The organism is Salipiger sp. CCB-MM3 (assembly GCF_001687105.1).
Classification (GTDB): Bacteria; Pseudomonadota; Alphaproteobacteria; order Rhodobacterales; family Rhodobacteraceae; genus Salipiger.
Map to the genome: position 1 here is coordinate 2,350,351 of NZ_CP014595.1, position 12,458 is coordinate 2,362,808.

Annotated in this window: 13 protein-coding genes; 9 read left to right on the top strand and 4 right to left on the bottom strand. The window is 66.6% G+C overall.

Annotated features, from left to right (window positions below; all coding sequences use genetic code 11):
- Positions 1-144 precede the first annotated feature (144 nt).
- Positions 145-384, bottom strand: coding sequence for a DUF1127 domain-containing protein (locus AYJ57_RS11385; protein ID WP_066105143.1), 240 nt, complete (start codon positions 382-384; stop codon positions 145-147).
- A gap of 126 nt (positions 385-510) precedes the next feature.
- Here AYJ57_RS11385 and AYJ57_RS11390 point away from each other — a divergent pair, with 126 nt between their 5' ends.
- Positions 511-1,383 carry a LysR family transcriptional regulator gene (locus AYJ57_RS11390; protein ID WP_066105146.1) on the top strand — a complete coding sequence of 291 codons (873 nt, stop codon included), beginning with the start codon at positions 511-513 and terminating at the stop codon, positions 1,381-1,383.
- Between the two features lie 11 nt (positions 1,384-1,394).
- Here the strand turns inward: AYJ57_RS11390 and AYJ57_RS11395 are convergent, their stop codons facing one another.
- On the bottom strand, positions 1,395-2,360 hold the full coding sequence (locus AYJ57_RS11395) for an NADPH:quinone oxidoreductase family protein (RefSeq protein WP_066105148.1): 966 nt from the start codon (positions 2,358-2,360) through the stop codon (positions 1,395-1,397).
- 286 nt (positions 2,361-2,646) lie between these two features.
- Between AYJ57_RS11395 and AYJ57_RS11400 the strand changes: the two genes are divergently transcribed.
- The 5 genes from AYJ57_RS11400 to AYJ57_RS11420 all read left to right on the top strand — a co-directional run bounded on the left by AYJ57_RS11400 (position 2,647) and on the right by AYJ57_RS11420 (position 6,683).
- Entirely contained in the window at positions 2,647-3,027 is a 381-nt protein-coding gene (locus AYJ57_RS11400) for a helix-turn-helix domain-containing protein (RefSeq protein WP_066105151.1), read from the top strand.
- 57 nt (positions 3,028-3,084) lie between these two features.
- Positions 3,085-3,945, top strand: coding sequence for a histidinol-phosphatase (gene hisN, locus AYJ57_RS11405; RefSeq protein ID WP_083191222.1), 861 nt, complete (start codon positions 3,085-3,087; stop codon positions 3,943-3,945).
- 137 nt (positions 3,946-4,082) lie between these two features.
- Positions 4,083-5,423 carry an 8-oxoguanine deaminase gene (locus AYJ57_RS11410; protein ID WP_066105154.1) on the top strand — a complete coding sequence of 447 codons (1,341 nt, stop codon included), beginning with the start codon at positions 4,083-4,085 and terminating at the stop codon, positions 5,421-5,423.
- Positions 5,424-5,504: 81 nt separating this feature from the next.
- A complete protein-coding gene (locus AYJ57_RS11415; protein WP_083191223.1) occupies positions 5,505-5,984 on the top strand; it encodes a CAP domain-containing protein in 480 nt (159 codons plus the stop codon).
- 99 nt (positions 5,985-6,083) lie between these two features.
- A complete protein-coding gene (locus AYJ57_RS11420; RefSeq protein WP_083191224.1) occupies positions 6,084-6,683 on the top strand; it encodes a CAP domain-containing protein in 600 nt (199 codons plus the stop codon).
- Between the two features lie 67 nt (positions 6,684-6,750).
- Here the strand turns inward: AYJ57_RS11420 and guaD are convergent, their stop codons facing one another.
- Positions 6,751-8,040, bottom strand: a complete 1,290-nt coding sequence (gene guaD, locus AYJ57_RS11425) for a guanine deaminase (protein ID WP_066105157.1) — start codon at positions 8,038-8,040, stop codon at positions 6,751-6,753.
- Between the two features lie 123 nt (positions 8,041-8,163).
- Here guaD and mgtE point away from each other — a divergent pair, with 123 nt between their 5' ends.
- Together mgtE and AYJ57_RS11435 are read left to right on the top strand one after the other, a co-directional pair.
- Entirely contained in the window at positions 8,164-9,558 is a 1,395-nt protein-coding gene (gene mgtE / locus AYJ57_RS11430; RefSeq protein WP_066107016.1) for a magnesium transporter, read from the top strand.
- Positions 9,555-10,130 carry a 5-formyltetrahydrofolate cyclo-ligase gene (locus AYJ57_RS11435; RefSeq protein ID WP_066105159.1) on the top strand — a complete coding sequence of 192 codons (576 nt, stop codon included), beginning with the start codon at positions 9,555-9,557 and terminating at the stop codon, positions 10,128-10,130. Before mgtE ends, AYJ57_RS11435 begins: the two co-directional genes overlap by 4 nt.
- 165 nt (positions 10,131-10,295) lie before the next feature.
- On the opposite strand, the gene purD is transcribed toward AYJ57_RS11435, so the two are convergent.
- Entirely contained in the window at positions 10,296-11,558 is a 1,263-nt protein-coding gene (gene purD, locus AYJ57_RS11440) for a phosphoribosylamine--glycine ligase (RefSeq protein ID WP_066105161.1), read from the bottom strand.
- A 187-nt stretch (positions 11,559-11,745) separates the two neighbouring features.
- Between purD and AYJ57_RS11445 the strand changes: the two genes are divergently transcribed.
- Entirely contained in the window at positions 11,746-12,438 is a 693-nt protein-coding gene (locus AYJ57_RS11445) for a DUF6639 family protein (RefSeq protein ID WP_157374063.1), read from the top strand.
- Positions 12,439-12,458 lie beyond the last annotated feature (20 nt).

The window sequence follows — 12,458 nt, forward strand, 5'->3', positions numbered from 1 at the left end:
GCGCTGTTTATGAACTAAAAATGCCCTCTCCGTGAGGTCCGCGCGGCGCGCGGCGGAGAGGGCAGGGCGACCCGCCGGGGTGCCGGGCCGAAATCACTGTGCGACAAGATTTTAAGTCAAATCGTTAAGGTTGCTGTGCCGGGGTCAGCCGCGCCAATGGCTTGGGGCGTCCCAGAAAGCGCGGCCCGCTTCCCGCTCGGCCTCGCTGCGGGTGAGGCCGACGTCCTGCAGCAGGTGCGCGTCAAGCTCGGCGAGATGGCGGCGCTGGCGCGCGAGGCCGATGAGGCTCAGAAAGCGCGCGGGCAGCGTGGCGCGGCGGCGCGTGACGCGGGCACGGGCGAGGCCGCGGGGCAGGGATGCAGAGGGGGCGATATCACGGGACATGAGGCTATCCTTCACAAATCTTGATGTATTGCGTTGTTTCCATGTTGCTGTGTGATCGGTTATGCTCTCGGCACGTCAATTCGTAAAACGAATGTTCCTGAAGGGATTCATCACGAGGGCTGATGTATGCGAAATCTCGACCTGACGACCCTGCGCTCTTTCGTGGCGGTGGCCGATGCTGGCGGCGTGACCCGCGCGGCGGGCTTTCTCAACCTGACGCAATCCGCGGTCTCGATGCAGCTCAAGCGGCTGGAAGAGATGCTGGGGCTGGCGCTGCTGGATCGCTCGGGGCGCGGCGTGGCGCTGACCCCCGCGGGCGAGCAACTGCTGAAATACGCCCGCCGCATGGTGGAGATGAACGACGAGATCTATGCGCGGCTGACCCGGCAGGACTGGGAGGGCGAGATCGTGCTGGGGGTGCCGCATGATATCGTCTACCCGGTGATCCCGCGCATCATGAAGCGCATGCAGCGCGATTACCCGCGGGTGCGGGTGCAGCTGATCAGCTCTTACACCGCCGATCTCAAGGACCAGTTCGCGCGAGGGGCGATCGACGTGATCCTCACCACCGAAAGCGAGCCGGGCGGGGGCGGCGAGGCGCTGCTGGAGGTGCCGCTGCGCTGGTTCGGCGCGCCCGATGGCACCGCGTGGCGCAGCAAGCCGCTGCGCATCGCCTTCTCGCGCCGCTGCGGGTTCCGGCCCGTCGCCATCGCGCAGATGGAGCGCGAGGGGCTGGATTGGGAATTGGCGGTGGATTCCGAGATGGATCGGACCATCGAGGTTTCGGTGTCGGCCGATCTAGCGGTGACGCCGATCCTCGAAGGCCACGCGCCGCAGCATTTCGAGATGATCCCGCAGGGGGTGCTGCCCGACCTTGGGCTGCAGAAGATCTGTCTCTACGGCTCGGGCGCCAAGCCGCAGATCATCGAGCCGCTGCAGGAGATGCTTCGGTCTGAGTTCTGCACCCTGCGCCGCCGTCCGGAGATGGCGGCGGAGTAAGAGCCGCTCGGTCAGCCGGGGATCTCGATGACCACCTTGCCGGTGGATTTGCGGCTGCGCAGCAGATCGAGGCCCTCTGCCACCCGCGCGAGCGGCAGGACGTGGCTCACATGCGGATGCAGTCTGCCCTCGCCGTGCCATGCAAAAAGCTGCGCCAGCGAGCCGGTCAGCGCCTCGGGGCGGAACGTCAGGTAGCCGCCCCAGTAGAGACCCATCACCGTCAGGTTCTTGACCAGAAGGTGATTGGCCTTGATCTGCGGCACCTCGCCGCTGGCAAAGCCGATGGTGAGAATGCGCGCCTCGGGGTTGCAGGCGCGGAAGGCGGCGGTGAACTGCTCGCCGCCCACCGCGTCATAAACCACATCGGCCCCGCCAAGCGCCTTCACCTCGGCGCGGAGGTCAGCCTCGCGCGCGTCGATCAGATGGTCGGCCCCGGCGCGGCGCGCCACCTCGAGTTTCTCGGGGCCGCGGGCGCAGGCGATGACCGTTGCGCCCATGAGTTTGCCGATCTCGACGGCGGTCAGCCCGACACCGCCCGCAGCACCGAGCACAAGTAGCGTTTCGCCGGGCTGCAGCCGGGCGCGGTGGTCCAAGGCGAGGTGGCTGGTACCATAAGCAATCTGAAATCCGGCGGCTTCGGTGAAGCTCATGGTGTCCGGCAGATGCACCGCCCGGTGGGCATCGAACACGCCAAATTCCGCCAGACCGCCCTGACCGCCGAAGACCGCGACACGCTCTCCGGGCTGGAAATCGGTCACATCAGGGCCTACAGCATCAATGGTTCCGGCGACCTCCATCCCAAGCACGAAGGGTGTCTCCGGGGTGTCCTGATACCGGCCCTCGATCATCAGCAGATCTGCGAAGTTGAGACCGCAGGCCGCGATCTTCAGGCGCAGCTGTCCGGGGCCCGGATCTGGCCGGGGAATCTCTTGCAGATTCGGCTCCGCCCCGGGGCTCTGTTGGAGATAAGCACGCATGAAATATCCCTTCGTATAGGTAACTACCCGTAATTCCTCAGCCCCCAGAAATCTTGTCAAAATTATGAAATCTCGTGAAGCGACCTTAAGTCATTGTTTGGATTTACAACCGACAAGTGCAACCCATTAACCGCGCTCAGCGATAGGGCCGCAACTCCCTTGATTTGAAGAGCGGAACCGCGGTAGCTTCGGTTCGTCTTAAAGGTGTAGCTCCGGCCGCAGCTGTGAGCGGTTGGATTTTGTTAGTGCTCTGGGTTTGAGCAGGGCGAGTGAAAAGGAAAACACGATGACTCATCCCGTGGACGTTCATGTCGGGAAACGCATTCGTCACCGCCGCTGGCTTGTTGGCATGACCCAGCAGCAGCTCGCAGAACATGTGGGTATCAAGTTTCAGCAGATCCAAAAATACGAGACCGGTGCGAACCGCGTCAGCGCCTCCCGCCTGTGGGACATCGCCGATGCGCTCGAAGTGCCGGTGAGCTTCTTCTTCGAAGGCATCGAAAGCGAGCACGAGACCGAGGAAACCGCTGCGGCGGCCCCGGCGATGCCCGCCGACATTCTTGGCGACAAAGAAGCGCTCGATCTGGTCCGCTCCTACTACGCGATCCCCGAGAACCAGCGCCGCCGCCTGTTCGAACTGGCGCGCGTTCTTTCGGACGTCGCTTGAGCCTCGGCGCTCCCTGCGCTAGCTGATCCTTCGAGGAGCGCGCAGCAGGGGGCAGCCATGAGCGAGACGTTCGAGACGGGAACTTCCGGGACCGGTCCATCCAAGGCCGGCACTTCCAAGACGGGGATTTCCGCAGCATTGGCAGACGAGCTCTGGCGCACCGCTGGCGAAATGGCCGAAGCGGCGCGCGCAGCGATCCTGCCGCATTTCCGCGCCGAGGGTCTTGGCGCGGACAACAAACTCTCCGAAGGCTTTGATCCGGTCACCGTGGCCGACCGCGCCGCCGAGCAGGCGATGCGCGAGGTGCTGGCCGCGCGCCGCCCCATGGATGCGATCCTTGGCGAGGAATACGGCCATGAGCCGGGCGACAGCGGGCTGACATGGGTGCTCGATCCGATCGACGGAACCCGCGGCTTCCTGTCCGGAACGCCCACATGGGGGGTGCTGATCGCGCTCTCCGACGCCACCGGCCCGGTTCTGGGCGTCATCGATCAGCCCTATACTGGCGAGCGTTTCGAAGGCGGGCTTGGCCGCGCTGAATGGTCGGGGCCGCTGGGCCAGCGTCAGCTTGCCGTCCGCCCGGCGCGTCCGCTGTCCGAGGCGATCCTCTTCACCACATTCCCCGAGGTTGGCACCGAGGCCGAGGGCGCGGCCTTCCGACGGGTTGCCGCCGAGGCGCGGCTCACCCGCTATGGCATGGATTGCTACGCCTATGCGCTGCTGGCCGCCGGTCAGATCGATCTGGTGATCGAGGCGGGGCTGCAGGCCTATGACATTCAGGCACCGATCGCGGTGATCGAGGCCGCGGGCGGCTTGGTGACCGACTGGCAGGGCGGCAAGGCGCATGAGGGCGGGCAGGTTCTGGCCGCCGCCAATCCCGAGATCCACGCCGCGGCGCTGGCGCTGCTGCAGGGCTGAGCCGGGCAGGGAGCGGCGGAGCCCCCGGCACATTCTGGCGCATTCTTCGGTAAAACCCGAAACACCCTAAATCCGGGCGGTCTTTCCTTCGTCTGCCCGTAAGGGCAGGGTAGGGGCACCACCCGAGGAGCCCCCACATGAGCGAAATCCTGATCCGCAACGCGCGCACCGTCCTGACCATGGATGACGCGGGCACCGAGCTTTCGGATGCCGATATCCTGCTGCGTGACGGGGTGATCGCGGGCATCGGGCCGCGGCTGGAGACCACCGGCGAGGTGGTTGATGCGCGCGGCTGCGTGGTGACGCCCGGTCTGGTGAACACCCACCACCATCTCTACCAAGGTCTGACCAAGGCGGTGCCGGGCGGGCAGGATGCGCTGCTCTTTGGCTGGCTGCAGACGCTTTACCCGATCTGGGAGCGCTTCGGCCCCGAGGAGTTCTATATCTCGGCGCAGGTCGGGCTGGCGGAACTGGCGCTTTCGGGCTGCACCATGAGCTCGGATCACCTCTATCTCTATCCCAATGGTGCGCGGCTCGATGACACGATCGCCGCGGCGCAGGACATCGGTCTGCGCTTCCACGCCACCCGCGGCAGTATGAGCATTGGCGTCTCGAACGGCGGGCTGCCGCCGGATTCGCTGGTCGAGGACGAGGGCGCCATCCTCGAAGATTGCATCCGGGTGATCGACGCATTCCATGACCCCTCGGAGGGTGCCATGGTGCGTGTCGGCGTTGCGCCCTGTTCGCCCTTCTCGGTGAGCCGCGAGCTGATGCGCGACAGCGCCATTCTCGCCCGCGACAAGGGGGTGATGATGCACACCCACCTTGCGGAGAACGACGAGGACGTGGCCTATTCGCTGGAGAAATTCGGCTGCCGTCCGGGGCAATACGCCGAGGATCTGGGCTGGACCGGCCCGGATGTCTGGCACGCCCATTGCGTGAAGCTCGACGGGCAGGAGATCGACCTGTTCGCCGCGACACGCACCGGCGTGGCGCATTGCCCCTGTTCCAACTGCCGCCTCGGCTCGGGCATCGCGCCGGTGCGCGGCATGCTGGATGCGGGGGTGAATGTGGGGCTCGGGGTCGACGGCTCGGCGAGCAACGACATGGCCAGCCTGATCGGTGAGGCGCGGCAGGCGATGCTGCTGCAGCGGGTGCAGAACGGTGCCGACGCGATGAGCGCCCGCGAGGCGCTGCGCGTGGCGACGCGCGGCGGTGCCGAGGTGCTGGGCCGCTTCGATTGCGGACAGGTGGCCGTGGGGCTGCGCGCGGATCTGGCGCTGTGGGATGTGACCGGGCTTGAAAGCGCGGGCAGCTGGGACCCGGCGGCGCTGCTGCTGGCGGGGCCGCAGAAGGTGCGCCACCTGTTTGTGGAAGGGCGTCAGGTTGTGCGTGACGGGCAGATTGCAACCATAGACATTGTTGCTGCGTTGACACGTCATCAAGAAATGGCGCGTACGCTGGCGGGGCTGGGCTGATCTCTTTTGTGGTCTGGCTATCCTTCAGCGGACGCCGCCTAGATCTGACGCCGCCTAGATCCGACACGACCGGAGCCCGACATGAGACGCCTCTTTCTGACCCGCCTCCTGCCGCTTGCCCTTTGCGCCGCGCTTTCAGCCTGCGTGGTGGTGCCGCTGCCGCAACAGGACAGCGGCGGCCAGCCCGCGCAATTCGTCGAAAACCCCAAGGGCGCGCAACTGAACGCGCTGCGCCAGCGCAACGGTCTGGCACCGCTGAGTTATTCGCCAGTGCTGCAAAAGGTGGCGCGACGCCATGCGCGCGACATGGCGCGGATGCAGAAGATGACCCACACCGGCAGCGACGGCAGCCAGATCGGCGACCGCATCCAGCGCACGGGCTATGACCTGCGGCGCGGGGCCGAGAATATCGCGGTCACCCGCCGCGGGCTCGACGGGGCGATGGAGATCTGGACCAACTCGCCGCCGCACCGGTCCAATATGCTGATGCGCGACGTCACCGAATACGGGCTGGCCCAAAGCGGCAATTACTGGGCGATGGTGGTGGCGCGCACCAAGTGAGGCGGCGGCGGTGACCCGCCTTGGCCCGCGCATCTGCCTTGCCGAAATGGTGCCATCGCGCCATTTACCGTGGGGATACGATCTTTCACGGAGTTTCCCATGCGCTTCACGCCTGTCGCCCTGAGCCTAACCATCGCCGCTCTGTCGCTGAGCGCCTGCGTCGACGTGCGCAGCGCGCCGACCGCCAGTACCGCGCAGCCCGTCAGCCGAAGCACGGTTGAGCGCAGCACGGTGCAGCGTAGTACTGTGCAGACGGTCGGCACCAGCGGCGGCCAGATCGAGGGGGCCAGCATCGTCGAATTGCGCCGCGCACCGGGGCAGGTGGTGCAAAGCTCTGGGTCCGAGGCGGCAGCCGCGCTCAACAGCTGGCGCCGTGCGCAGGGGCTCGCACCGCTGTCGCGCTCGGGGCAATTGCAGCGCGCGGCGCAGGCCCATTCGGATGACATGGCGCGGATGAACAAGATGAGCCACGTGGGCAGCGACGGCAGCCGCGTCGGCGCCCGGACCCGCGCGGCGGGCTATGATTATCGCGAGGTGGCGGAAAACGTCGCCATGACCCCGCTCGGCATCGACAGCGCCATGGAGCTTTGGGCGAAATCCCCCTCGCACCGCGCAGCGATGTCGCGCAGCGACCTGCGCGAGTTTGGTCTCGCGCAGAACGGTCGCTATTGGACGCTGGTCATGGGGCTGCGCAAGTAAATCGGTCTGCGCAAGTAACTGGAATTGCGCAAGTAACTGGCACGAGTGCCAGCTACGGCGCGCGCGCTCAGAGCGCGCGCTTTCCGGCCACATAGGTGGCGGTGATCGCGCGGTCGTCGCCCATCATGATGGTGGGAAAGAGTGCCTCCCAGATATCCTCGGCACTCACCGCGCGCTGCGCGATGGCGGGGGTGGAGGCCAGATCGAGCACGGTGAAATCCGCCTCCAGCCCCGGCGCGAGGTTGCCGATCCGGTCCTCGGCCATGAGCGAGATCGCCGAGCCCTGCGTCGCCAGCCACAGCAGTTCCGCCGGATGCAGCGGGCGGTGGCGCAGTTGCGCGACCTCATAGGCCGCCGCCATGGTGCGCAGCATGGAAAAGGACGAGCCGCCGCCGGTGTCGGTGGCGAGCCCGACGCGCATCCCGGCCTTGGTCAGCCCGTCCATGTCGAATAGCCCCGAGCCGATGAAGGTGTTCGAGGTCGGGCAATGCACCAGCGCCGCGTTCACCTCTTGCAGCCGCGCATGTTCGCGCGGCTCCAGATGGATGGCGTGGCCGTAAAGACCGCGCTCCCCCAGCAGCCCGTAGGCCTCGTAGGTGTCGAGATAATCGCGCGCCTGCGGATAGAGCGATTTGACCCAGGCGATCTCATCGGTCTGCTCGGACAGATGGGTCTGCATCAGCACCTCGGGGTGTTCCGCCCAGAGCGCGCCGAGCGCCTGCAGCTGCTCGGGCGTGGAAGTGGGCGAGAAGCGCGGGGTGATCACATATTCGGCGCGTCCCTTGCCGTGCCAGCGCTCCAGCAGCGCCTTGCTGTCGTCATAGGCCGATTGCGCGCTGTCGCGCAGGAACTCGGGGGCGGTGTCGCGGTCCATGCAGGTCTTGCCTGCGAAGACCCGCATGCCGCGCGCCTCGGCGGCGGCGAACAGCGCCTCGACCGAGGCGGGATGGATCGTGCAGTAGGAGCAGACCGAGGTGGTGCCATGCGCGAGCAGAAGGTCGAGATAGCGCCCGGCGATCTCATCGGCATAGGCGCGGTCGGCAAAGCGCGCCTCGGTGGGGAAGGTGTAATGGTTCAGCCAGTCGATCAGCCGCTTGCCCCAGCTGGCGATCATCGGGGTCTGCGGGTAATGCGCGTGGGCATCGACAAATCCCGGCACGATCAGCGCCTTGCCATGATCTACCACCTGCGCCGCCGGATGCGCCGCGCGCAGCGCCTCGGCGCTGCCGATCTCGCGAATCACGCCGCCCTCGATCAGCAGCGCCCCGGCGCTGTCATGGCGGGCCGCAGCGGGGCCTTCGCTGAAAGGCGAGGCGGTGAAGCTCAGGGTTTGACCAAGATGAAGCGTGCTTGCCATGCGGATCCTCGTGGATAGGGCCGCCCTAGGATGCGGAGGGCCGGGGTCAAGCGCAATGCGCCTCTGTTGCTCGTTCCCGCAATCCCCTAGAGTCTGCGCGAACGGCATTCAATGGGGCAGGGCATGACCGAAGAGACCGGAAACCCGGCGGCGGAAGAGACCCAGGACGACGACACCAACCCGCTTGAGCGCAAGGTGGTGTCCTCGATCCTCTACGCGGTGGACGTGGGCGACCGCGCGCAGCTCGTCGAGCTGATGGAGCCCTTGCACCCGGCTGACATCGCCGACCTTCTCGAACAGATCAACGCCTTCGACCGGCTGCGGCTGATCAAGCTCTACGACAAGGAGTTCGACGGCGACATCCTGTCGGAGCTTGACGAGTCGATCCGCGAAGAGGTGATCCGCGCGCTGAAGCCGGAGGTTCTGGCCGAGGCCGTGCGCGAGCTGGACAGCGACGATGTGGTCGACCTGCTCGAGGATCTCGAGGAAGACCAGCAGGCGGCGATCCTTGACGTGCTCGAGGACAGCGACCGGATCGCGGTCGAGAAATCGCTGACCTACCCGGAGTATTCCGCGGGCCGCCTGATGCAGCGCGAAGTGGTCATGGCGCCCGAATACTGGAACGTCGGCGAGGCCATCGATTACCTGCGCAGCACCGAGGATCTGCCCGAGCAGTTCTATCACATCATCTTGGTCGATCCGAAGCTGCGCCCGGTGGGCAATGTCACCTTGGGCAAGCTGATGGCCTCGCGCCGCGAGGTGCTGCTGAAGTCGCTGGTGGAAGAGACCTTCAACGTGATCCCGGTGACCCGCCCCGAGGCCGAGGTCGCCTATATGTTCAACCAGTACCACCTGATCTCGGCGCCGGTGGTCGACGAGAACGAGCGGCTGGTGGGTGTCATCACCATCGACGACGCGATGACCGTGCTCGACGAAGAGCACGAAGAAGACATCCTGCGCCTCGCCGGTGTCGGTGACGACAGCCATATCTCCGACAGCGTGCTGGAAACCACGCGCCAGCGCCTGCCGTGGCTTGGGGTGAACCTGCTGACCGCGGTTCTGGCCTCGCTGGTGATCGCGCAGTTCGAAGAGACGATCGGCGCGCTGGTGGCGCTGGCGGTGCTGATGCCCATCGTGGCCTCCATGGGCGGCAACGCGGGCACCCAGTCGCTGACCGTTGCGGTGCGGGCGCTGGCGACGCGCGATCTGACCAGTTCCAACGTCTGGCGGGTTATCCGCCGGGAACTGATGGTCGGGCTGATCAATGGCGCGAGCTTTGCCGTGGTCATGGGGCTGCTGGAATACGTCTGGTTCGGCAGTCACATGCTGGCGCTGGTGATCGCCGCGGCGATGGTGATCAACCTCGTGGTGGCGGGGCTCGCGGGCATCGCGGTGCCGGTGGTGCTCGATAAATTCAAGATCGACCCGGCGCTGGCCTCGGGCACATTCGTCACCACGGTGACCGATGTGGTGGGCTTCTTCGCCTTCCTCGGACTGGCGCAGGCGGTGCTGCTGTGAGCACGGCGGGCTCTCTTGCCGAGGCCAAACGCGCGGCGCGGGCCGCCGCCAGCGCCCGCCGCAAGGCCGCCCATGCCGCCGACAGCGGCGCCGGGGCAGGGCAACTGAGCTCGGTTCTGGCGGGCTACCGCGGCGTGCCGCTGGCAGGCTACATGCCGATCCGCTCCGAGATCGACCCGATCCCGGCGATGGCCGAGGCGGCGGCGCATGGGCCCGTGGCGATCCCGGTGATCGACGATCTGCACCAGCCGCTGCGCTTTGCCCGCTGGGAACCCGAGATGGCGCTGGTCGAGGGTCGTTTCGGCGCCGCGATCCCCGAGAGCCCCGAGTTCATCACGCCCGAGATCCTCATCGTGCCGCTGCTGGCCTTCACCCGCGCGGGCCACCGGCTGGGCTATGGCGGCGGCTTTTATGACCGCACGCTGGCGCTGCTGCGCGCCGCGCGCCCGACCTTCGCGCTTGGCTTTGCCTATGCCGAGCAGGAGGCCGAGGACATCCCGCTCGAGCCCACCGACGCGCCGCTCGACATGATCGTCACCCCGATGGAGGTGATCACGCCGCGATCAGCCTGAGCGCGGAGTGGCGACCTCGAGTTCACGGCTGCGCCGTGAGCGCCTGCGGCGCGCGTATTTTTAAAGAGAAGAAGGTAGGACGGTTGCGCCCTGCCTTCTTCTCTTTCCAAATACGCCGGGGGTGAGCCCGAAGGGCGAGGGGGCAGCGCCCCCTCTTGCGCCTGTTCAGAGCGCGCGCCAGCCGATATCGCGGCGGCAGAAGCCCTCGGGCCAGTTGACCGCATCCACCAGCGCATAGGCGCGGGCCTGCGCCTCGGCCAGCGTCGTACCACGCGCGGTGGCGTTGAGCACACGCCCGCCGGTGGCGACAATCGCGCCCTCCTTCTCGGCGGTGCCCGCGTGGAACATCTGGGTAAAGCTGTCCTCGGTGAGCCCTTCGAGCCCGCCGATCACCGTGCCCTTCTTGTAGCTGCCGGGATAGCCCTCGGCGGCCATCACCACGGTCATCGCGTGGTCTTGGGCCCAGGTCACCTGCGCGTCGGCCAGACGGCCCTCGGCGCAGGCATGGATCAGGTCGAGCGCCTGCGCGCCAAGCCGCATCATCAGCACCTGACATTCGGGATCGCCAAAGCGCACGTTGTATTCCACCAGCCGCGGCTGACCGTTCTCGATCATCAGCCCGACGTAGAGCACGCCTTGATACGGCGTGCCGCGGCGGGCCATCTCGGCCATGGTCGGCTTGACGATCTCGTCGAGCGCCTTTTGCGCCACCGCGTCGGACAGCACCGGAGCGGGGGAATAAGCCCCCATGCCGCCGGTGTTGGGGCCGGTGTCGCCTTCGCCGACGCGCTTGTGATCCTGCGCAGTGCCGATGGGCAGCACGTCGGTGCCATCGACCAGCACGAAGTAAGACGCTTCCTCGCCGGTCATGAACTCTTCGATCACCACCTCGGCGCCCGCACCTCCAAAGGCGCCGCCGAACATGTCGTCGATGGCCTCTTCGGCTTGCGCGACGGTCTCGGCGATGATCACGCCTTTACCTGCGGCCAGCCCGTCAGCCTTGACCACGATCGGCGCGCCCTCGGCCCGCACATGCGCCTTGGCGCTTTCCGCGTCGGTGAAGTGACCATAGCCCGCGGTGGGCGCTTTAGCGGCGTCGCAGATCTCCTTGGTGAAGCTCTTCGACGCCTCGAGCCGTGCGGCGGCCTGACTGGGGCCGAAAACCAGCAGACCGGCGTCGCGCAGCCGGTCGGCGACGCCAGCGGCCAGCGGTGCTTCGGGGCCGATGATCACCAGATCGATGGCATTGTCGCCCGCAAACTCGGCCACCGCGCCGCCGTCCTCGATGTCGAGCGTGGCGCATTCGGCGATCTGCGCGATCCCGGCGTTGCCCGGCGCGACGATCAGCTTGTCGCACTTGGGGTTCTGCATGACCGCCCAGGCCAGGGCATGTTCGCGACCGCCGCCGCCGAGGATGAGGATATTCATGAGCACCGCTCTGCTGTTTGAGGATCGCGGCTGTCCTAGCGGGGGCTGGGGGTTCTGGCAAGACGTGAGGGCAGGCTCGCGCGGTGATCCCCCTTGCGATGATCCCCCTACGTTGATCCCCGTCACTCCGGTGGCACTCCGCAGGTGCTAGCTTGCCTTTCCATCACGGCAGTCGGAGGTGGCGATCATGCGCAGGCTGGCAAAACATCGGTGGATCGTGGCGCTTGCGCTCGGGGTGTCCGCGCTGCTGCCCATCACGCTCTGGGCCGAGCCCATGCCCTGCCCAGATGCCGGTTTCAGGGTTGAGGCCGAAACTGCGGCCACGCGCGCGCTGCTCTGCGAGGCCGCCGTCGCGGCGCGAGAGCAGCTTGGTATTTGCGGACTGAGGCAGTCCCGGCCCATCGATCTCGTCACGGCCCCCACGCTCGAGCATGAGATCGGGCGCTGCCTTGCCTCCTACGATTGCACGCTGGAGCGCATTCGGATCATCGAGCCGGACCTCTTGCGCGCGAACCTGCTGCCGGATGATCCCTATGCCGGGCTGCCCGACGATGTGATCTTCCGCTCACTGCTGACCCATGAGCTGGCCCATGCGCTGGTCGAGCAGCACACCTCAGGGCGCAAGATCGCGCTGGTCGATCACGAATATATCGCCAATGCGCTGGAGCTGATGGCGCTGCCGCCGGAGCATCGCGCAACGCTGCTGAACGCTGCGGGGCTCACGCCGCCGGTGTCTGCGGGCGTCATCGACATCCTGATCTACGGGCTGGCGCCCCGCCGCTTCGCCGCCGCTGCGTACCTCTATCTTGAAGAGCACGGCTGCGAGACCGTCCGAGCGATCCTCGATGGCAGCGCCTCCTTCGACCGTGGTGAGCCCTAGTCCCTCGCGCGCCGCCCCGC

Excerpts from the sequence above, each read along its gene's own strand:
- AYJ57_RS11415 (WP_083191223.1), top strand. The coding sequence starts at position 5,505 with ATGAGACGCCTCTTTCTGACCCGCCTCCTGCCGCTTGCCCTTTGCGCC.
- purD (WP_066105161.1), bottom strand. The coding sequence starts at position 11,558 with ATGAATATCCTCATCCTCGGCGGCGGCGGTCGCGAACATGCCCTGGCC.
- AYJ57_RS11390 (WP_066105146.1), top strand. The coding sequence starts at position 511 with ATGCGAAATCTCGACCTGACGACCCTGCGCTCTTTCGTGGCGGTGGCC.
- mgtE (WP_066107016.1), top strand. The coding sequence starts at position 8,164 with ATGACCGAAGAGACCGGAAACCCGGCGGCGGAAGAGACCCAGGACGAC.
- guaD (WP_066105157.1), bottom strand. The coding sequence starts at position 8,040 with ATGGCAAGCACGCTTCATCTTGGTCAAACCCTGAGCTTCACCGCCTCG.
- AYJ57_RS11400 (WP_066105151.1), top strand. The coding sequence starts at position 2,647 with ATGACTCATCCCGTGGACGTTCATGTCGGGAAACGCATTCGTCACCGC.
- AYJ57_RS11420 (WP_083191224.1), top strand. The coding sequence starts at position 6,084 with ATGCGCTTCACGCCTGTCGCCCTGAGCCTAACCATCGCCGCTCTGTCG.
- hisN (WP_083191222.1), top strand. The coding sequence starts at position 3,085 with ATGAGCGAGACGTTCGAGACGGGAACTTCCGGGACCGGTCCATCCAAG.
- AYJ57_RS11410 (WP_066105154.1), top strand. The coding sequence starts at position 4,083 with ATGAGCGAAATCCTGATCCGCAACGCGCGCACCGTCCTGACCATGGAT.
- AYJ57_RS11445 (WP_157374063.1), top strand. The coding sequence starts at position 11,746 with ATGCGCAGGCTGGCAAAACATCGGTGGATCGTGGCGCTTGCGCTCGGG.
- AYJ57_RS11395 (WP_066105148.1), bottom strand. The coding sequence starts at position 2,360 with ATGCGTGCTTATCTCCAACAGAGCCCCGGGGCGGAGCCGAATCTGCAA.
- AYJ57_RS11385 (WP_066105143.1), bottom strand. The coding sequence starts at position 384 with ATGTCCCGTGATATCGCCCCCTCTGCATCCCTGCCCCGCGGCCTCGCC.